Origin of the sequence: Alteromonas sp. Mac1, from assembly GCF_001562125.1 — a bacterium.
GTDB lineage: Bacteria > Pseudomonadota > Gammaproteobacteria > Enterobacterales > Alteromonadaceae > Alteromonas > Alteromonas stellipolaris.
In genome coordinates, this window is record NZ_CP013932.1 from 597,085 (window position 1) to 617,306 (window position 20,222).

Consider the following 20,222-nt stretch of genomic DNA (forward strand, 5'->3'; position numbering starts at 1 on the left):
TTTTTTGTTTTTTAACCCGACAAAATTTTAACGTTGATAGGCATCAAGCCCTAAGACTGACTTTACCTATTAAAATGTCCTTAAACATCACCCAGTCACCCAATAAGCTATAGAGCGGGTGGCGAAAAGTCGCAGGCCTATTTTTCTCATAAAAGAAATGCCCCACCCACGCAAAACCGTAGCCTACTACTGGGATCAGCAATAACAAAGCTAAGTTGCCCGTCATTATGCTACTGGCGATAACACCTAACACTAACCATGAACCAATAAAGTGTAATTTTCTGCAGGTTAAATTGGCATGTTCCGCAAGATAATAAGGATAAAACTCGCTAAAAGATTGAAATTGAGTTTGAACGTTTGACTCGGTAGCCATGGCGTAGCCCTCCAGTGAGTGTCGTCATGCATAAATTAACAACAAATTAACACGCGAGCGTAGGTAAGTATGTCGTGAATACGACATTGTTGCCGATTTTTTGTAGCGGTTGTTTTTTGCTATGAGTTACCCCATATTCATTGTCAGAAAATAAATGTTTTAAAAGGCCCACTTTATGGACAATCTTGTTGCGAACAATGCGGCAACTATCGTTGATATTACTGTTGAAAATTTTCAGCAGGTTATCTTAGAAGCATCACAAGAAAAGCTGGTGCTAATTGATTTTTGGGCAGACTGGTGTGAGCCATGTAAAGATCTACTGCCTATCTTAGAAAAGATAGCAGGAGAGTATGCACAGCATCTTATTCTTGCGAAGGTAGATTGTGAAACGCAGCAAGAAGTTGCAGGTCAATTTGGCATTCGTAGCTTGCCAACTGTGATGGTAGTGCAAAACGGCCAACCTGTTGATGGCTTTGCGGGCGTGCAACCTGAAGCACAAATTCGTGAGATGCTAGCTAAGTACCTGCCTAATCCTGAAGATGATTTTCTTGCAGCAGCAGGACAAGCCATTCAAAAAGGTGATTACGTAGAAGGCTTATCGAATGCGAAGCAAGTCTTAGAGATGAGCCCTGATAATATCAATGCCAAATATATGGTCATTGATTGCTACATTGAGACTGGGTCGCTAACACAGGCTAAAGCCTTGTTAGAAGAGATAAAGTTAGTCGATCAAGATGCGCGCTATAATACCCTTAACGGTAAAATAGAGCTTGCTGAACAGGCAGCCGATACACCAGAAATTCGCCAATTGCAGGCGTCGGTATCGGCTAACCCCGATGATTTACAACTCAAAGTAGATTTGGCTGTGCAACTACACCAAGCCAATAAATCGGAAGAAGCGTTATCCTTGCTGCTCAGCGTACTTAAAAAAGAGCTAGGGTTTGGGGATGCACGTAAAATCATGCTGGATATGATTAATGCGTTAACCGATGGTGATGCGCTTAAATCTGAGTATCGACGTAAAGTGTATAGCTTGCTTTACTAGCAATTAAATTTAAGGGCACAGATACGCCCTTACGTTTTCGCTATAGGTGAAAAGCCTTCCTTGTCTAGCCAATTAAGCGCTGCAAAGTAATGTTGAAAGTAGTTTCTTTCATAACCGTTTAAATCAAACGAGCGCTCTTTGGCTGGGTGGGTATATTCTAATTGCGCGCGCTTAACCATGCCTGTATCTAACACATAGGCAGAGCGTTTTAGCCCTTTAGTAATGCTAAATTTTATAGCGTCAACGATGATTTGTTGTGTATCTGGTGTCGATAACACCCACCTTCGACCATCTAGCAAAGCACCCCAAGGTTTGTCATCGAACCTGCTCACTAGGTCATGCATTTCTTCAGTAAAGGCTTCTGCGGTTTTTAAATTCCACGCACCCGTAGCAAACACTTCCAATACATTCCCAGAGATATCTAACGCATAATTTCCATATTTGGGAAAACGCATGAATTTGTTTCCGTGTGATTAAGTGCAATACTCTACGTATAGCAGATGATATATTTTTTGCACTACTTTGCGTTAAAAAAAAGTGAAAAATTTCAGTAGGTTGAATATAAAATGCTCGAATAACCATTAGGTTAGCAAAATAGGGTATTTATATGTGTTAATCCCTAATGAGCCATTACTATGCTTAAGTGACTACTTTAAGCGCATCTAGCTGCTACTAGGCTTTAAAATATATGGCGCAGATACACGAAAATAATTTAGATAAAACAGTGAGGTATAGAATGGACTGGCTTTGGCCCGCGCTAGCAATAGTGCTTATTGTAGAAGGCATAGGCCCTTTGTTATTCCCTACACGCTGGCGCTTATACTTATTACAAATAAGCCAGATGCAGACCAATCAACTACGACAAACCGGCGGTGTATTGGTTGTCATCGGTGTGGTTTGTCTTTTTTACTTGTCACAATAAGTCTAATTGCGTAACTAAAAATAGTTAGAGTATACAGATGCTTAGCGAGTTACAGACTGAAAAAGACCATGAGTTTCCAATAACTGGCGCATTTTTGCGCATAAAACAGATGATAAAGGGTATAAAATTTTGATAGAATCCCCGCCTAATTTTCTTACACAATATGATTCATGGCAAAGAACGTTGTGGTACTCGGCACTCAATGGGGTGACGAGGGTAAAGGCAAAGTAGTAGACCTACTTACTGATCGTGCAAAATATGTGGTTCGCTATCAAGGCGGTCACAATGCAGGTCATACTCTAGTAATCGACGGTGAAAAAACCGTTCTTCACTTAATCCCATCAGGCATCCTGCGTGACAACGTTACCTGTATTATTGGTAACGGCGTAGTACTTAGCCCAGACGCACTAATGACTGAAATGACTATGCTTGAAGAGCGTGGCGTTCCGGTACGTGAGCGACTGAAAATCAGTGAAGCATGCCCGCTTATTCTTCCTTATCACATTGCTTTAGATGTAGCGCGTGAAAAAGCCCGTGGTGCTAAAGCGATTGGTACTACCGGTCGTGGTATTGGTCCAGCATACGAAGATAAAGTAGCTCGCCGTGGTTTACGCGTAGGCGATTTATTCAATGCAGAAGACTTTGCAGCTAAGCTCAAAGAAGTACTTGATGTACACAACTTCACATTGACTAAATACTATGGTGAAGAAGCCGTCGATTTCGATGAAACCTTAAAAGGTGCCCTGGCCGTTGCTGATATTCTTAAAGCGATGGTGGTTGATGTTACTGACGAACTAGATAAAGCCCATAAAGCGGGCTTGCCAATCATGTTCGAAGGTGCGCAAGGTACATTGCTTGATATCGATCACGGTACGTATCCTTATGTTACGTCTTCTAATACCACAGTTGGCGGCGTAGCCACCGGCGCTGGTTTTGGTCCGTTAAAGCTAGATTATGTATTGGGTATTGTTAAAGCGTACACAACACGTGTAGGTTCTGGCCCTTTCCCTACTGAGCTTGATTGCGAAGTGGGTAATCATTTAGGCGTTAAAGGTCACGAGTTTGGTGCAACTACAGGCCGTAAACGCCGTACTGGTTGGTTTGATGCTGTAGCAATGAAACGTGCCGTACAGATTAACTCGATTACCGGTTTTTGCTTAACCAAATTAGATGTACTTGATGGCTTAGAGTCTCTACAAATTTGTATCGGTTATAAGGATGCAGACGGTAACGTGAAAGATGTTCCTCCTATGGCGGCTGACGGTTACGATAAAGTGACCCCAGTGTATGAAGAAATGCCAGGTTGGAGCGACAACACGTACGGTGTAACGACGTTTGAAGGTTTACCACAAGCTGCAAAAAATTATATTCAGCGCCTTGAGCATCTTACCGGTGTTCCTGTAGATATCGTTTCTACCGGCCCTGATCGTAACGAGACGATTGTTTTACGCAACCCATACGACGCGTAAACTAGCCCCGTCTAGTTAGGCTATTTGAAAGCCCGGTACTTATTTTAAGTACCGGGCTTTTTTGTGTAGGCAATAAACTGAGATTGAGGTAATAATTAAACATTAATTAACAAAATAATTGGGTTGTGGTTTATTGCCCTCATTACTATAAGATAAATATTGGCTTATTCGGTTGCGCCTGATCTTGAATTTAAAAACCAGCAGGTCAACAGTCTTCACATGCAGGTGGAATGTATTATGTCTAATCAACCAACGCTTCACGCCGTAGAACCCAGTTTTTGCTTTCTCGATACGGTAGCTTCGCTTCAAACTAGTTTTAGATCTGGCAAAACCCGCTCATTAGAATGGCGTAAGAGTCAATTAGATGCCCTAAAGCGACTGTTGATTGAAAACGAAAAAGAGATCTTACAAGCACTCCATCAAGATTTAGGCAAAAGCGAAAGTGAAGCTTACGTGGCCGAACATGGCTTTTTGCTATCGGATATTAAACATACCCTTAAACATTTAAATAAATGGATGCAGTCTCGTAAGGTATCAACTCCGCTTATTGCATGGCCGGGTAAGAGCTTTCAGCAACCAGAGCCTTTGGGTACAGTGCTTATTATAGGCGCGTGGAATTACCCTCTTCAGTTGTTGCTAGCGCCTTACATTGCGGCATTAGCGGCAGGTAACTGTGCGGTGTTAAAACCATCCGAATTATCTGTTGAAACCTCAACGATTGTGGCAAAACTTATTCCTCAATATATGGATACTTCGTGTGTTCAGGTGATTGAGGGCGGGAAGGAAGAATCGTCGGCATTACTTGCGTGTAAATGGGATCATATTTTCTACACCGGCGGCGAGGCGGTTGGCAAAATTGTTATGTCTGCTGCCGCTCGGCATTTAACCCCAGTTACGCTAGAACTGGGTGGTAAAAGCCCCTGTATTGTTGATAGCACTACCAACTTGAAAATTACTGCGCGCCGAATTGTATGGGGCAAATGGATGAATGCAGGGCAAACCTGTATCGCGCCCGACTACGTGCTAGTGGTGAAAGGCTTTGAACAAAAGTTAATAGACGCTATTAAAAAAGAGCTTAAATCCCAATTTGGTAAAAACCCTTTTTCGTCGAATGATTATGGAAATATCATCAATACCCGCCATTTACATCGATTACAAGGCTACCTCGATGGGGTTAATGTGGTTTACGGTGGCGATGTAAATGAAGCAAGACCCGCGATGACGCCCACATTGGTGCTCGACCCTGCGAAAGACAGTGCCATCATGCAAGAAGAGATTTTCGGTCCTATCTTACCCATAGTGCCCGTGAGCTCTATCGATGAAGCCATCGGTTTCGTTAACGACAGACCTAAACCTTTAGCCCTATATGCCTTTAGCGAAAGTGATAAAGTACTGAATAGTATTATTGAAAAAACCAGCTCTGGCAGTGTTTGCACTAACGATACGATGATATTTATGACTAACCCAGAACTTCCCTTTGGCGGCGTAGGTAATAGCGGTATGGGCAGCTACCATGGCCAAGCTGGGTTCGATACCTTTAGTCATTTAAAAACAGTGATGAAACGGGCTTTCGCGTTGGATGCACCCGTACGCTATGCACCGTTTTCTAAATTCAAATTATCGTTACTGAAGAAATTCTTATAGGATTCAATATATGGCGCAGCCGTTTCATTTAGCAATACCGGTTAGTAATCTTGCTAATGCAGAAGCTTTTTATGGAGAACTGTTAGGCTGTGAAAAAGGCCGCAGTGATAGCCAGTGGATTGATTGGAATTTTTTCGGTCATCAGTTGGTGACACACTGTGTTGAAAAGATGCCGTCACCGCCTTCCCATAATGGAGTTGATAGTCATGCTGTGCCTGTGCCGCATTTTGGCGTGGTGCTTGATATGCCGCAGTGGCAGGCGCTAGCCGACAAGGTAAGCGCTGCAGATATTGAATTTGTTATTGAGCCCTATATTCGGTTTAAAGATCAGCCGGGCGAGCAAGCTACTATGTTCTTTATGGACTACTGCGGTAATGCACTGGAGTTCAAAGCATTTGCCTCTATCGAACAGTTATTTGCGACTGATTAAAATCGATTTAACCCTGAGCGCTTTCTAGGTCGAAAGCGCTGCCACAACAGCACTATTCCAGTTAGCGTAAAAAGCAATGCGCCGGCGGAAAAGCCAATCAATAGTGGGTGATTGAAGTCACTGCGGTCTTCATAATCCATGATATGCAGCATCCACATAAAATCGAATAACCGCCAGGTGTCTGTTCTTACACGAAGTACGCTACCAGTGTTTGGATCGATATAAAGCCGTGTGTTTTCAGTATCATTAAATTGCACTTGCCAGATAGGCGAGGGAAGCTGCTGCACTTCTTGAGGTAACGTGGAAATAAAATCTATTTCACTCAAGGTGCCTGTCCCCGCGTATTGAACATTAGCGGCTTTTTGAATTTGTGTTTCGCTTAGTGGTGCCAAAATGGTCCCATTCACGGCATTGTAGCGAACAGTGGTGTTCTGCTGAGCCCCGTTTCCAGATATAGCTTCAGAGACTGTATAGACAGGTATTGCACGAGGTTTATCTTCATTCACAATCAACCGCTGGCTTAACGCTAATGTGGCGTCAGCACTATGAGAAGCAAGAACAGATTGTGGAGATTGAGTCGCGTGTTGCCAATTTGCTTGAAAGGTATGGCGAAGGTGCGCCCCGCGAACATCTTCAATAGGTAGCCACGCCATCACCAGACCACTGGCGAACCAAAGGGTAATTTGAATCGCCAGTATAAGCCCCAGCCAATTATGAACTGTGCGACATAGCTTATACATGGCTATTCCTTTCTTATGATTTAACAGTGCTTAACGTGCAGACACTATGCTTTTACCGCGCCCACTTGCTTCTGAAGCGGCTTCTACACCTTGCGCTGTACGCTTAATTAAGTGCACATCACCAAAGCGGCGGGCATCTATTGTGTAGCCCATGTCCGTTAATTCAGCCAATGTTGCCTCATCAAACCCAGGATGAACACGAATGGTATCTTTAGGTAGTAATTGGTGATGAAAGCGAGGAGCGTTAGCAGATTTTGTGGCATCAAAATCAAACAATAATGCGTTTAATAACGACTGTGCTACCGACGAAATAATGGTTGTGCCACCTGGTGAACCGGTTGCTAACACCACATCATCGCCCTGTTTTACAAGGGTAGGAGTCATTGAAGATAACATGCGCTTATAGGGCGAAATAGCATTAGCTTCTCCCCCAACAGCACCAAAGAAATTGGGTACGCCAGGCTTAGCACTAAAATCATCCATCTCATCGTTAAGCAAGAACCCGGCCCCAGCCACTACCACGCCACTGCCAAAAGTAAGGTTAATGGTGGTGGTATTAGCAATCGCGTTGCCCCATTTATCCATAATTGAAAAATGGGTGGTGTCTTCACTTTCTTTTAGGCCAGGTTTAACACTTGGCGTATCTGAAATACTATTGGGTTGAATAAGCGATGCGCGAGCCTTGATATAGTCAGGGGCAACAAGCTTAGCAACCGGTACTTCAACAAAGTCAGGATCGCCGAGGTATTCCGCTCTATCGGCAAATACGCGTTTACCAATTTCAGACATGACATGCAGGTATTCGGCGCTGTTATGTTCTGGCAGAGTATGATTGCTGCCGTAGCTTTCTAGCATGCCAATCCACTGCGCCACAGCTACGCCGCCTGAGCTTGGTGGCGGCGCTGTTACTAGGGTGTAACCTTGCCAATTAAGTTCAAGAGGTTTACGCCATACTGCTTTATAAGCCGCAAGGTCACTGTGGTTAATTAGCCCACCGTTTTCTTGCATAAAGGAAACAATTTTCTTGGCAACTTCGCCTTGGTAAAATCCATCTTGGCCATGCTGTTGAATCGCTTTCAAGGTAGTGGCTAATTCAGGCTGTTTAAACAAGGTATTGGCTTTAGCGTGTTCAAAGTAACTAGCAAAGTTGCTGTTTAAACCTTGCTCGCGGGTACGAGCTAAATAGCGAGTAATGTTACTGGCAAGTTTGTCAGGTACTAGAAAGCCATTTTCAGCCAGTTCAACTGCAGGCGCCACAAGGCGGCTCCACGGTAAGCTGCCGTACTTTTGATGCGCTGCCCACATGCCTGCAACCGTGCCTGGAATACCTGCTGCTTTCGCGCCAAAAAGTGATTCGTAAGGTTTCACATCCCCCTCGTCATCCAAGTACATATCTCGATGTGCATCAGACGGTGCCATTTCGCGGTAATCAAGAAAGTCAGTGCTGCCTTCAAACGCAATGGTCATAAAGCCTCCGCCGCCCACATTACCTGCTTCAGGTAGGGTTACTGCCAACACAAACTGCGCCGTAATGGCAGCATCTACCGCATTACCGCCGTCTTCTAAAACAGCATACGCGGCGTCGGCACTAAAGGTATCGGGCATCGCGACGGCTTGCTGTTGAGTTTGCGTTACTTCAACGCCTGTTTGACTACACGCTGTCAGAATTACAAATGAGAACAGAAAAAACGTTTTCTTCAACACCGTCTAACTCCTTAAAATTGAAAAACTTTGATAAAACTTACTATTAGAACTGTGAAAAATAGACTTAGCGTTAGCCTATCGTGGCTCGCACTAGCCAATCATAATAATGCTGGCAATGAGATAACCCACCAAAGTTAACCCGCCTGCCACAAGCGCGTAAGGAAACTGGGTTTTTACATGGGTTAATACGTCACAACCAGCGGCTAACGACGATACGGCAGTGGTATCGGAAATAGGCGAACAGTGATCGCCAAAAATACCACCACCTAAAATAGCTGCAACCACTAACGAAGGCGGTAATCCAAGGGTTTGAATTAGTGGCACGCCAATAGGAATAAGAATGGCAAATGTGCCCCACGAGGTGCCTGTGGTAAACGACATCACCGCCCCTGCAATAAACAACATAGGTACGATGAAAACAAGGGGTAGGTATTCACCCACCACACCGGCAACAAATACGCCAGTGCCTAAGTCTTTTAAACTATTCCCTAAGGTAAGAGACAGCAGCACAATGGTGACGAGGGGAAGCAATTCCCCCATGCCTTTAAAGCCGATTTCCACGGCTTCTTTATGGGTGAAGCGTTTGTGCCAAAGTAAAAGGCCATAAGCGATAGCGGTGGCAAGTGCCGTGGCATAAAGTACAGATTTACTGCCACTGCCTTCAGATAAAGTGCCGTTGCCGGTCCAAAACATAAAGCCCACCATGCTTAATACCATGGTAAGCAATGGCACTAACATGTAACGCGCTTTGGTGGCCGTTTCTGTTTGTTGGGGAATGTCTGTCTTCGACAGGGTTTTCTCTTCCACTGCCAATGGGCCGTGCACTTTGTCTGCAGCTATGGTGTAAGCCACAATCAGCAAGGTAAAAATAGCGTAGAAGTTAAAAAACACGCTGCCCCATAATATTGAGGCTGATGAAGCTGGCAGTTCGTAGGTGTCGAGCAAGCTTAATATGAATGCACCCCAACCATTGAGTAAAATGAGTATGCATACTGGTGCGCTGGTGGAGTCGATAATGTACGCTAAGCGGGCGCGGCTCATGCCGAAGCGGTCGAATAACCCTCGGGCAAAAATACCTGCCGTTAGCACACTTAAATTCGATTCTATAAATACCGCAATACCGGTAAACATAGTAAGGCTGCCAACTTGTTTCTTATTCTTAGCTACCCCTTTACCAACTAAGTAGTTAACCGTAGCCGTTACTCCGCCAGAGTCGCGAATAAATGCTAATAGCGCGCCTACTAATACAGAAAATAGAATGACTCGGGTATTACCTGGGCTGGAAGCGGTATCGACTACGCGTTCTATAGCATTTATTGGAGCAAGAAAGCTGGTGGCAGGACTTGCTGTTAACAAAATAAGTGCTTCAGAGCACAGCACCGCTAATAGCAATGCCAAGATAACTTCTTTTTTCCAGAATACGACAATGATCGCAACCAATGGGGGGATAATTGATACCCAATCCATACTACTTTCCATACTTTATTATTGTGAAATACTGCCATTCGCTTTAAAGCGAATATCTGAGCTTAAACGTTGATACTAAATTTAAACGACTTTGTTCGTGAATGCGAAGCGAACGACTTGCTAGTAAACGGCACAACGAATAACAATTCATGTGCATTAACATGAGCAATAGCGATAAGCGTACCGCAGAGCACACGGTTAATTCCACAGAATGACACGTATTTATTCTGTATGCATTGGTTTTTGATACCATGGCAATTATTATGCGTATCAAAGCTTAACGTATCGTTGTACTTACCCCGTCAACGGCAAGTAAAATAACAGTAATTGTAAATGTTACTAACAACGCTATTAGCACAACTGCTGGCAATGCTACTGGTATAGCTAAAAAGAATGCCACTGTTCAAACCTTTATTAAAACTTCTAGGATCCTGTTTGCGCCTTTTTCCATTACTCGTCAAATTTTTACCTTACACGTTCTTGCTTAGTCTATGCATGCTCATGCTACCTAGCGCTTATGCGAATGAGCTCAGCCAACAAGACCAAATAAAGAAATCTGTTGGGCAAAAAGTCATTCTCGATTTTCGTTTCTACTGCGATGATGGTACTAGCTCTAACGCATGCAAAAATCCGGTAACCACGCTACCCGATGCGCTTAAAGACCTACTCGTCACCCACAATATTGGTGGCGTTATTTTGTTTTCTGAAAACATTAAAACCAACAAGCAGCTAATAGAGCTGAACTACGCCTTGCAGCAAGCCATGGCAAAAGCGAAGTTGCCACCGCTGTTTATTGCAGTAGACCAAGAAGGGGGGAGAGTTGCTCGCCTACCATCTTCTATGCTAACGCCTTTTCCCGGAAATTTGGCAATAGGGGCAAGCTATTATCAGCACGGCACTGCTTTTGCTGAAAACGTAGCGAAAGGCATTGGCAGTAGTTTGAGTTCCTTAGGTATAAATACCAATTTCGCCCCGTCGGTAGATATTAACAGCGAGCCTAAAAACCCGGTTATTAACGTACGTAGTTTTGGCGGAACGCCTAGCGATGTTGCGGTACTAGGTCAATCTTTTGTAGATGGGTTGCAATCAAGCGGTGTAATAAGTGCTATCAAACATTTTCCTGGTCATGGAGATACACAAACAGACAGCCACACGGGCTTACCCAAGGTTAAACATTCTAAAGCTCAAGCGTTAAAGGGTGATCTATTGCCTTTTAGCCGAATTATCAGTGGTGGTAACCCGCCAGGTATGTTGATGAGTGCACATATCCAGTACCCATCATTAGATAGCACTACCGTAAAAGACAAACAGGGTAGGGTGATGACAATTCCTGCAACCTTGTCCCGTAAGATACTCCATGACGTTCTGCGAAATGAATTGGGTTACAAAGGGGTAGTCGTTACCGATGCATTGGATATGGCGGGCATTGCTAAATACTTCTCTCCCGAAGATGCCATGATAAGAGCTTATCAAGCGGGTGCCGACATCGCCTTGATGCCTTTCACCATTAGAACACCGCAAGATATCAAAGTGTTTGCTGCATTAATGGGTAAGGTAAGTGAGCGAATAAGCAAAGGCGAAATTCCCTCAACACAGCTTGCTACTTCCTTGCAACGCATAGCGTTACTTAAGGCTAAATTTAATGTAAGCAGCTACTCCGAGAAAGCGCTTTCTTGGTGGCTTTCTGACGTAGATAATAAAGCGAAGAAGACAAGAAATATTCAAATTGAGAAAGCGCTTTCTAAAGCGGCGATCACCACGCTTTTTGGCGCTAATAAACTCCCCGTTACACAGAAGACATGGCTGGCATTAATGCCCGATGCGCTCAGATGTTTAGCGCTCGAAAAAAGCTTATCTAGCATTGCGCCTAAAATAGGAATGGCATGTCTGCCGCTTACCAAGCTTCCAAACAAAGCAACCTTTGAATATGCATTAAAGCAGGCCGACCTACTAATAGTGGGAGACATCTCACCCCAACATGCCGTTTACGAAATGAAAGGCTTCGATAACGAAGAAGCCCTAGCTGCACGGGCGCCATTAGGCAATGTACATAATTTTATTAAATCGGCATTGCAGCAAGCTAAAAAACAAGGGCTTAGCACAGTTTTAGTGCCCCTTCGTATGCCCAATATGGCCAAAGAAATGCAGCCACACACCGATATCGCTATTGCTACATTCAGTTACAACGTAGATAGTAATATATACAGCCCAATTTTTGATGCTTTGGTAGAAACCCTATTAGGCTTGAACAGACCTAATGACTATGTGCCGGTTCAGTGGAAGGGTGCTTCAAAGTAGTGTTAGTGTCATAGAGCCGAGCAGATAGAAGGCTCTCAGTAAATTAGCCGCGCATACAAGTGATTGACGCTGTTAAATTAAATTAAGTAATTTGCAGCCGGTATTGTTAGCGGGCTGAAGCAAAAAAAGATAAAAATATAGTGCTATACGGCGAAAAACTAAGTTAATTGTGACTTGGTTATAAGAAAAAACGGAGTTTCAGTGTGGATGTAGTGGTCGCTTTTCTCATTCCTTTTATTCCATTAGTACTAGCAATTGTGCTGGTGGTGGTGGGGTTAGGTGCGCTTCATTACGTGCTACTTGCGCGACAATCCCACCTAACCAGTGAGCAAAAATTGCCGCGCCAGGTTACTTTGTTAGTACTTACTATTGTTGGTTTGGTAGCCATCTCCATGGCACTTCCTGTTAACGAAAGCACGCGTAATCAGGTCATCGCGTTGATTGGTGTTTTACTATCGGGTGTCATCGCATTTTCATCTACCACCATGGTGGGAAATCTGATGGCAGGATTGGTGTTGCGGGTTAATAAACCTTTTAAAGTTGGCGACTTTATTCGCGTAGAAGACTACAGCGGAAGGGTAGCTGAAATGGGCTTGCTAGATACTGAAATTCAAACAGAAACCCGGGAGCTAATTGCTTTTTCGAACACCTTAATGGTTAACACGCCAGTAAGAGTAACCCGGGCGTCAGGAGCGATTATCTCGGTTGACTTAAGCTTAGGTTACGATATCCACCACTCAAAGGTTGAGAAGCACTTACTAACTGCGGCAGCCAACGCTGACTTGGAAGATCCTTTCGTTCAAGTGATATCCTTAGGTGATTTCTCGGTAAGCTACCGAGTTGCAGGCTTGCTCAAAGAAGTCAAAAGTATGCTAAGTGCGCGCTCTCGACTACATAAATCTGTGCTTGATGCCTTGCACAATACAGGTATTGAAATTGTATCACCCACTTTCATGAATCAGCGACCTCAACCTGAAGGATTGCAAATGATTCCTCAGCAACCTGGCTCATCAATAGAGGTAGCAACCCCCGAGGTTGAAGAGGAAAACCATCCCGAGGCAATCATTTTTGATAAAGCAGAAGAAGCTGAACAGCATGAGAAAAATCGAGAAGGTTTAGCCGAGCAAATTGCGGCTATCAGCACGCAACTTGAAACCGCAGAGGGTGATGAAAAAGAACAATTGAAAACCCACAAAGCGACGTTAGAAAAGCGGCTGGCTGATCTCGTCGAGCAGAACCGCAATGTGTGAATAGACCACTCCACTGTGCTGGCTTAACCCAATAGCGCAAGTCGCACTATTCGACACTCCTCTATAACAATGTTCAGGCACCTGACTGGCAAGCGGTGCCAGTGCACTTTCGTTCAGCCCTGGGGTAGTGAATCCCTTAGTCCCCGCAAACCCGCAGCAGGTAATATCAGATGGAATAATAACGTTTGAAGTGCAAAGGTTCGCTAAAGCGTTAATAGCAACGCCCGCATCTAGCTTAGTACTTGAACACCCTATATGTAGCATTATAGGGTCATCTGTTTTACCCACCTTTACACGAGGTGAAATGTGCCGAAGTAAATACTCGCTTACTTCCAGTGCATTTATTTTATTTGGCTGTGAATCTTCAGCGCTTTTTGATGTTACGTTATATGCACAAGCGCTATTGTCAATGATGACCGGCCAGCGCCCTTGCTCTGAAAGTGCATAAGCTTCTTGTTTCCACGCCGTGAGTTTATCGCTTGCGGTGCTTGATTCACCCTCACTATCCCAAGGTTGACCACAACAAAGGTCATCTGCGCTGGAAAATACCACATCAACATTGGCCTTATTACACAAAGAAATCACAGCTTGAATAACGCTTTTTTCTTTAGCGTTACCACCGAAAACTTTGCTCGGGCAACTTACCATGTAAACCACCTTCGAAGCCGCTTGGGATGGCGCTTGGGATGGCGCTTGAGAAAGTAAGCTGGAAAGCGCTTTCTCGCGTGCTTTCTCAAGCTCATTCTCAGAGCAGCCTGGCTGCCCTGAATTAGGGGGCACTTTAAGTGGATATTCAGCGTCTATTTCAGCTACTTTATCAATGTCAGAAGCTAGTGCATTAGCCTGGGTTATGGCATTAAACTCTGCCTCACTAAGATTTTGCGAGGTCTTAGCATGGTATTGCGAAGTATAGGTTTTATACTGCGAAGCTTTAGGAATACTATTATGAAGCTGCGGTAAATGAAGTGTATCTGTAATACGATTGAATGCCTTCTCACCAATTACGCCTTTTACTTTATGACCGGTATTTAGTGTAAAGCGTGCAATTGATAACGCCTTATCGGTATGTTTAGCTGCAAGGTCACTCACTAATTGGGTAGCGCGACCACTATCGCGGCGGCCACGTATTTGTTTTATCCACTGCCCAGTGTCAATGCCTACCGGACAAGCACTTGCACATAACCCGGTTGCTGCGCAGCTATCTACGGCTAAATGTGAAAACGCTTCGCTAATTTCAGTAATAACTTCAGGTTCTTTCAAAGACGTTTGTCGCCGCTTAAGTGCAATACGTTGACGGGGCGACAAGGTATAATTAAGCGAGGGGCACTGGGGCTCACAAAAGCCGCACTCAATACAGGCATCTACAGTGTCTTGCACTGCTGGCATGGGTTTTAAGTGAGTGATATGCGCTTGAGGATCGTCATTTAAAATAACGCCCGGGTTTAAGATACCTTTAGGGTCGATAATGTCTTTTAATGAGCGCATTAACGCCACGCCTTCATCCCCCCACTGTGCAGCAAGAAAAGGTGCCATGTTACGGCCCGTGCCATGCTCGGCTTTTAAACTACCCGCGAAGCGCTGTGTCACTAGCACACTTATATCTGCCATAAAGGCCTGGTAACGGCTGACTTCATCTGGGGTATTGAACCCTTGGCTAAACACAAAGTGCACATTGCCATCGAGTGCATGACCAAAAATAATGCCATCGTGGTAATCATGCTTTTCGAATAAGTCGACTAACGCATTTAACCCATCGGCCAAGCTTTCAAGTGGAAAAGCCACATCTTCAATAATGACCGTGGTGCCAGTAGGTCTTACCGCTCCTACCGCTGGAAATAACCCTTTTCGAATATTCCACAGCTTTTCAATGATGCGGGGCTCTGCAGTAAAATCTTGCAGAGGCTGTCCTTGCTTCTGATTTTGGTTAGAGGGGGGCTCATTTTCTTTGCTTAACCCCGATGCTGGCTGGCTTAAAATGTTGCGTACTGTCTTTAGCGTATCATCAAGCTCAGCTTGTGAAGGTGCGCCCACATCAATGAGTAGGGCGACAGCATGTGAGTTATTAGTATTATGATTGCCTTTGCTTGCCACTATTCCATATAACAGTGGCGCTACTGCGCGCAATGCTCTGGCATCCATTAACTCCACAGCATCCACATCACAAGCTTTAAGCGCAGGAATAACCGCACATGCGGCTTTAAAATCTTCAAATAAATATAGTCCAGTTTCTCGCGCACGAGGTAAAGGTACGGTGTTGTAGGTAATATTGGCAATGAAGCCCAATGTACCTTCTGAACCAATCATTAAGTGTGTAAAAATATCTAGAGGGTTTTCGTAATCAAGTAAGGCATTAAGGCCGTAGCCCATGGTATTTTTAAGGCGATATTGATAACGTACTTTTTCAGTCAGTGCCGAATTTTTTAATAGCGTGTTGCGAAGGGCAGCTAGGGAGGCTAATAAGCCACTATGGCTTTGCTCAAACGCTGCAACGCTTTTTGCATCAGCGGTATTAACTTCACTGCCGTCGGGCAACAATACGTGAATGTGGCGCAAGGTATGATACGAGTTGTTCTTTACCCCACAACACATGCCAGACGCATTATTCGCTGCAATACCACCGATCTTGCAGGCATTAATAGAAGCTGGATCTGGCCCGATTTTCCGGCCATAGCTTGCCAATATTCGATTCGCTTTCGAGCCAATTACACCTGGTGCTAACGATATTGCCTCGCCGTTATCTATTACCTCAAACTGCTGCCAATCTGGTGTTAGCATTACCAATACGGAATCGGTAATTGCTTGACCAGATAAACTGGTGCCTGCTGCACGAAATGTCAGGGCTATACTTAAGCGATTCGCCAATGCCAATATGCGGCACATAGCACGAATACTAGGTACTTTAATAACTAGCTTAGGTATTTTTGTGTAAAAGCTGGCGTCGGTAGCAAGGGCTATTAACCTAGCTTTGTCGCTAATAATATTATTAGGCGCTAACCATTCGCTGATACCCGTGAAAAAAGCACGAAAGTTATCATCTGCGTTATCTATTATTTGCTTGTTCTTGGCATTACCCATCGCGTTAGAGCTATTCATAGTGCGTTGCTACTTTCATATTGATGGTTTTAACACGGCTTTTTACGTCGTCAGGCAATTCAGAAGCCATTAACTGGTAAAGTAAATAGGGGGAGCGAAGCTGTTTAAATGTGGCTAAGCCTTCTGCCCAACTAGCTTGTATTTGAGTGCTGGTTTTCCCCGCGATAATGGCCTGTCGTAGCGAATCCGTACCGGCTAATTTATCGAAAAAATCTGGGCGAGTGAAAAAAGTAATGTCTTGTTCATTAAACTGAGCATAAGCGTCAAGCAGCACATCAATATTTAACCCTGAAATGGGAGCATCCGTCATAAACGAAGCCTTCAGGGTGGTGTTATTGTGTTTAGGCGAGGGAGCGGCTTGATTAGCTACAACGTCTATATTTTCATCGCCAAGCGCTATAACAGGGTGGCCAATAAGTTGAAAAGGAAGATTAGTACCTCTTCCAACGCTTACGTCCGTGCCCTCAAAAAAGCAAAGAGTGGGATATAAGGCAATAGCAGCATCATTAGGTAAATTTGGGCTGGGGGCAACAGGCAAAGAATAAGGCATTTGTTTATAGTAATTTGCCACGGGAATAACGGTTAAAAGCGCCTGCGACTGCATGTGTTTATTCACCTGCTGCGCTAGCTGTTTCCCTTCAATGGCATCGGTCGTCATCCATTGTTCACCCACTATCATTAGCGCGAGCTCACCTAACGTCATACCGTGCAATACAGGAATGGCGTGCATGCCTACAAACGAGGCATAATCCGACTGTAAAATAGGGCCATCAGTAAAGGCACCATTAGGATTGGGCCTATCTAAGACTATTACCGGAATGTGTGCCTCGGCAGCGGCCTCTAGTACGTAGTGCAAAGTACTTAAATATGTATAAAAGCGCACGCCTACATCTTGAATGTCGAACACCAGAATATCGGTGTTGGCTAACATGTCGGCCGTCGGCTTTTTCGTTTTACCGTAAAGGGAGTGAATAGGCAGACCTGTTTTAACATCAACATCGTTATCTATTTTTTCACCCGCTCCCGCCTTGCCGCGAAAGCCATGCTCGGGCGACATAATACTCACCACATTGATATCACGATTTAGCAGTGCGTCGACTAGATGGGTAGGCTCCGGCGAACTGTTAATAACAGCCGAGCCTTTTATAATCGGGCTTTCGATAATTGAGCTTTGGTTAACTACCAGTGAAACACGCTTGCCTTCAAGCAAGGGCAAGTATTCATTAAATTGCGCCGCACCTACTTGCAACCTACTTTCTGCAACTTCAGCCTTATCATGGGTTTTGGCCCTAGTAACTGTTTGGGCATGGCCTGACACACTAAGAGTAATAGCAGCGCTTAGTAGTAAAGCGAATGTAAGTAGCGACTTAATACGCATGTATGAACGTGGCCTTTTTAAAGCGGTTGTTTTACAGCGTGACGCAAATAGCCATTGCTTGCCACCAATTGTTTTGCCGCGTCGTCGGCACTGGCGCCGGTTAACACCATTAAAATGGCCAGCTTTGCATTGTTGTTCGACGCTTTTAGCGCGTTAGCTGCGTCGTGTTCATTGCACTCAGTGGCTTGCATCACAATACGAAGCGCGCGAGCCTTAAGCTTTTCGTTGGTCGCGTTTACATCCACCATTAAGTTTTCAAAGGTTTTGCCCAGCTTGATCATGGTGGCGGTGCTTATCATGTTAAGTACCAATTTTTGCGCTGTGCCGGACTTCATTCTTGTTGAGCCGGTAAGCGCCTCTGGGCCAACCACAAGACAAATGACAACATCGGCATGTTCAAATATGGCTGAGCTCGGGCTGCAGGCGATAGCCGCTGTCGTTGCTCCAATAGATTGCGCATAAGCAAGAGCGCCTGAAACATAAGGTGTGCGCCCACTTGCCGACAACCCAACCAGCGTGTCGTGTTGACTAAGCGTAATAGCAATAACGTCTTGCTTGCCGGCTTCTCGATTATCTTCAGCACCTTCAACCGCATGTAAAACCGCACGTTCGCCGCCAGCAATAATGCCTACTACAACACCATCTGGCACACTGAAGGTTGGCCTACATTCAGCTGCATCTAAAATGCCTAGCCTGCCACTGGTTCCAGCGCCTATATAAATAAGTCGCCCGCCATTTGCTATGCTTTTTGCAGCGGCGTCTACCACTTTGGCTATGGCAGGAATTTCTGTCGCCACGCTGGGTACTACTTTGGCGTCTTCGTGATTAATTCGCGCCAGCATCCCTTCTGTTGAAAGGGTGTCAATATCTACAGTATTGGGGTTTCGCCCTTCAGACACTACCCGTTCTAAATCTTTAGCCAGGTGATGAATACTGCGTGATGAATCGGTGGGCTGCATGGTGATACCTTACGAAAGACAAGGGAGTTAATTTGCTATACATACATAAGAACACGCATAAATACATTCATACTTGAATTCTTAGCTAGCACTTTGTTGCTCCACAATTGAGTAAGAGCAAACTACACATATTTACAACGCATTATAATGTGGCGAACCTATAGCGCAAACCCAAGAGGCGAAAACCAACAAGGCGCAAACCAATAAGTCGTAAACCTACAAGATGCAAAGCTCAGTGCTTTAGTTAATAGAAAATTAGCTCGTACGTTGCGTCTATAAATTTGTATACCGAGAATTCGAATTCATTCAACTCGTGATACACTCTGTGCCTAAGCAAATACAAAGGATTACTCGTTTACTGTGAGCCGTCAAACCCAAGCCATTATTCACGCTGATGCTATTTTAAGTAACTTTAAACTATTAGCAGAATTAGCCCCAACAAGCCGTTCTATGGCGGTGGTAAAAGCAGATGCGTATGGGCACGGTGCAGTTAACGTTTCACGTATTCTACAACATGTATCCCCTCGGTTTGCTGTGGCGATTATTGAAGAAGCTATCGCACTTAGAGAGGCGGGGATTACCGCGCCTATCGTAGTGTTAGAAGGTGCACACCAAGCTAAAGAATGCGCTATGGCTGCAGCCCATGGTTGTATTTTAGTGATGCACAATAAAGCACAATTAGAATGGACGTTAGCGTGTCCCGAAGAGCGTCGCCCCATCATTTGGCTAAAAGCCGACAGTGGCATGCATCGACTTGGTTTTGCCCTTAACACGCTGCCAAGCATTGTTGAACAATACGCGTCGCTTATTACCAAAGACACTGTGCTTGTCACACACTTGGCTTGTGCAGACGACACCAGTAACGACTTTACTCAAAAACAGCTAAGTGCGTTTAGTCAGGTGGTTAGCCAATTAGGGCTACCTGTCAGTATTGCTAATTCTCCGGCCACCATTGAATGGCCAAAAAGTCGTGGCGATTGGAATCGCTTAGGCATTGCGGTTTACGGCGGTCAGCCCAACACCGCTAACGTGGCATTAGCCCCTACCATGACGTTACGTTCTAGTATTATTGCCCTTCGCGATGTGCCAAAAGGGGAGTCAGTTGGTTATGGTCAAAACTGGGTTGCACAAAAAGATAGCCGCATTGCTACAGTAGGTATTGGTTATGCTGATGGTTACCCACGACATTGTCCTAACGGCACGCCGGTTGCGATAAACGGCAAGCGAGCTTGCTTAGCAGGGCGTGTGTCTATGGACATGATCACCATCGATGTCACCCATATTTCAAACGTCAATATTGGCGATAGGGTAGAGCTGTGGGGTGAGAATGTTCCTATTAATGAGGTTGCAGGTGCTGCAGGAAGCATAGATTACGAATTGTTAACCCGAGTGTCCGCCCGGGTACCTAGGATCGTGAAATATCGCTAGTATTTACAGTATTTTACATTCC

General features: G+C 44.7%; 16 protein-coding genes. 8 read left to right on the top strand and 8 right to left on the bottom strand.

Annotation, left to right across the window (positions count from 1 at the left end; all coding sequences use genetic code 11):
* Positions 1-43: 43 nt before the first annotated feature.
* Positions 44-373: a DUF962 domain-containing protein gene (locus tag AV939_RS02460; RefSeq protein WP_057794247.1), complete on the bottom strand. Its 330-nt coding sequence runs from the start codon at positions 371-373 to the stop codon at positions 44-46.
* Positions 374-548: 175 nt separating this feature from the next.
* Between AV939_RS02460 and trxA the strand changes: the two genes are divergently transcribed.
* Complete coding sequence (gene trxA, locus AV939_RS02465; RefSeq protein ID WP_057794245.1) at positions 549-1,418, top strand: thioredoxin; 870 nt, start codon at positions 549-551, stop codon at positions 1,416-1,418.
* A 29-nt stretch (positions 1,419-1,447) separates the two neighbouring features.
* Here the strand turns inward: trxA and AV939_RS02470 are convergent, their stop codons facing one another.
* Positions 1,448-1,873 carry a hypothetical protein gene (locus AV939_RS02470; RefSeq protein ID WP_057794243.1) on the bottom strand — a complete coding sequence of 142 codons (426 nt, stop codon included), beginning with the start codon at positions 1,871-1,873 and terminating at the stop codon, positions 1,448-1,450.
* Positions 1,874-2,154: 281 nt separating this feature from the next.
* Here AV939_RS02470 and AV939_RS02475 point away from each other — a divergent pair, with 281 nt between their 5' ends.
* The 4 genes from AV939_RS02475 to AV939_RS02490 all read left to right on the top strand — a co-directional run bounded on the left by AV939_RS02475 (position 2,155) and on the right by AV939_RS02490 (position 5,883).
* The gene (locus AV939_RS02475) at positions 2,155-2,340 is read left to right on the top strand and encodes a DUF2065 domain-containing protein (RefSeq protein ID WP_057794241.1); all 186 of its coding nucleotides are present in this window, start codon (positions 2,155-2,157) and stop codon (positions 2,338-2,340) included.
* A 170-nt stretch (positions 2,341-2,510) separates the two neighbouring features.
* Positions 2,511-3,809, top strand: a complete 1,299-nt coding sequence (locus tag AV939_RS02480; protein WP_057794239.1) for an adenylosuccinate synthase — start codon at positions 2,511-2,513, stop codon at positions 3,807-3,809.
* Positions 3,810-4,046: 237 nt separating this feature from the next.
* On the top strand, positions 4,047-5,453 hold the full coding sequence (locus tag AV939_RS02485; RefSeq protein WP_057796398.1) for an aldehyde dehydrogenase family protein: 1,407 nt from the start codon (positions 4,047-4,049) through the stop codon (positions 5,451-5,453).
* A gap of 10 nt (positions 5,454-5,463) precedes the next feature.
* Entirely contained in the window at positions 5,464-5,883 is a 420-nt protein-coding gene (locus tag AV939_RS02490) for a VOC family protein (protein ID WP_057794237.1), read from the top strand.
* On the opposite strand, the gene AV939_RS02495 is transcribed toward AV939_RS02490, so the two are convergent.
* The 3 genes from AV939_RS02495 to AV939_RS02505 form a co-directional block, all read right to left on the bottom strand.
* Positions 5,880-6,623, bottom strand: coding sequence for a PepSY-associated TM helix domain-containing protein (locus AV939_RS02495; RefSeq protein ID WP_057794235.1), 744 nt, complete (start codon positions 6,621-6,623; stop codon positions 5,880-5,882). The genes AV939_RS02490 and AV939_RS02495 overlap by 4 nt on opposite strands.
* A gap of 30 nt (positions 6,624-6,653) precedes the next feature.
* Positions 6,654-8,291, bottom strand: coding sequence for a gamma-glutamyltransferase (gene ggt, locus AV939_RS02500; RefSeq protein ID WP_231751187.1), 1,638 nt, complete (start codon positions 8,289-8,291; stop codon positions 6,654-6,656).
* 126 nt (positions 8,292-8,417) lie between these two features.
* Positions 8,418-9,794 carry a Na+/H+ antiporter NhaC family protein gene (locus AV939_RS02505; RefSeq protein ID WP_057794231.1) on the bottom strand — a complete coding sequence of 459 codons (1,377 nt, stop codon included), beginning with the start codon at positions 9,792-9,794 and terminating at the stop codon, positions 8,418-8,420.
* A 435-nt stretch (positions 9,795-10,229) separates the two neighbouring features.
* On the opposite strand from AV939_RS02505, the gene AV939_RS02510 reads away from it, so the two are divergent.
* Both AV939_RS02510 and AV939_RS02515 read left to right on the top strand, forming a co-directional pair.
* Positions 10,230-12,092 (top strand): glycoside hydrolase family 3 N-terminal domain-containing protein, encoded by a 1,863-nt coding sequence (locus AV939_RS02510; protein ID WP_057796396.1) that lies wholly within the window; start codon positions 10,230-10,232, stop codon positions 12,090-12,092.
* A gap of 203 nt (positions 12,093-12,295) precedes the next feature.
* The gene (locus tag AV939_RS02515; protein WP_057794229.1) at positions 12,296-13,342 is read left to right on the top strand and encodes a mechanosensitive ion channel domain-containing protein; all 1,047 of its coding nucleotides are present in this window, start codon (positions 12,296-12,298) and stop codon (positions 13,340-13,342) included.
* Here the strand turns inward: AV939_RS02515 and AV939_RS02520 are convergent.
* The 3 genes from AV939_RS02520 to murQ are packed head-to-tail and all read right to left on the bottom strand — an operon-like array spanning position 13,295 to position 18,772.
* Positions 13,295-16,435 carry an FAD-binding and (Fe-S)-binding domain-containing protein gene (locus AV939_RS02520; RefSeq protein WP_061996940.1) on the bottom strand — a complete coding sequence of 1,047 codons (3,141 nt, stop codon included), beginning with the start codon at positions 16,433-16,435 and terminating at the stop codon, positions 13,295-13,297. The genes AV939_RS02515 and AV939_RS02520 overlap by 48 nt on opposite strands.
* Positions 16,428-17,813 (bottom strand): exo-beta-N-acetylmuramidase NamZ family protein, encoded by a 1,386-nt coding sequence (locus AV939_RS02525; protein ID WP_057794224.1) that lies wholly within the window; start codon positions 17,811-17,813, stop codon positions 16,428-16,430. Before AV939_RS02525 ends, AV939_RS02520 begins: the two co-directional genes overlap by 8 nt.
* Before the next feature lie 17 nt (positions 17,814-17,830).
* On the bottom strand, positions 17,831-18,772 hold the full coding sequence (gene murQ / locus AV939_RS02530) for an N-acetylmuramic acid 6-phosphate etherase (protein WP_057794222.1): 942 nt from the start codon (positions 18,770-18,772) through the stop codon (positions 17,831-17,833).
* A 360-nt stretch (positions 18,773-19,132) separates the two neighbouring features.
* Between murQ and alr the strand changes: the two genes are divergently transcribed.
* Positions 19,133-20,200 (top strand): alanine racemase, encoded by a 1,068-nt coding sequence (alr, locus tag AV939_RS02535; protein WP_061996942.1) that lies wholly within the window; start codon positions 19,133-19,135, stop codon positions 20,198-20,200.
* Positions 20,201-20,222: the final 22 nt, after the last annotated feature.

Coding starts and splice junctions, on each gene's coding strand:
- AV939_RS02520 (WP_061996940.1), bottom strand. CDS start 16,435: ATGAATAGCTCTAACGCGATGGGTAATGCCAAGAACAAGCAAATAATA.
- murQ (WP_057794222.1), bottom strand. CDS start 18,772: ATGCAGCCCACCGATTCATCACGCAGTATTCATCACCTGGCTAAAGAT.
- AV939_RS02485 (WP_057796398.1), top strand. CDS start 4,047: ATGTCTAATCAACCAACGCTTCACGCCGTAGAACCCAGTTTTTGCTTT.
- trxA (WP_057794245.1), top strand. CDS start 549: ATGGACAATCTTGTTGCGAACAATGCGGCAACTATCGTTGATATTACT.
- AV939_RS02480 (WP_057794239.1), top strand. CDS start 2,511: ATGGCAAAGAACGTTGTGGTACTCGGCACTCAATGGGGTGACGAGGGT.
- AV939_RS02490 (WP_057794237.1), top strand. CDS start 5,464: ATGGCGCAGCCGTTTCATTTAGCAATACCGGTTAGTAATCTTGCTAAT.
- AV939_RS02525 (WP_057794224.1), bottom strand. CDS start 17,813: ATGCGTATTAAGTCGCTACTTACATTCGCTTTACTACTAAGCGCTGCT.
- AV939_RS02505 (WP_057794231.1), bottom strand. CDS start 9,794: ATGGATTGGGTATCAATTATCCCCCCATTGGTTGCGATCATTGTCGTA.
- AV939_RS02460 (WP_057794247.1), bottom strand. CDS start 373: ATGGCTACCGAGTCAAACGTTCAAACTCAATTTCAATCTTTTAGCGAG.
- AV939_RS02470 (WP_057794243.1), bottom strand. CDS start 1,873: ATGCGTTTTCCCAAATATGGAAATTATGCGTTAGATATCTCTGGGAAT.
- AV939_RS02475 (WP_057794241.1), top strand. CDS start 2,155: ATGGACTGGCTTTGGCCCGCGCTAGCAATAGTGCTTATTGTAGAAGGC.
- AV939_RS02495 (WP_057794235.1), bottom strand. CDS start 6,623: ATGTATAAGCTATGTCGCACAGTTCATAATTGGCTGGGGCTTATACTG.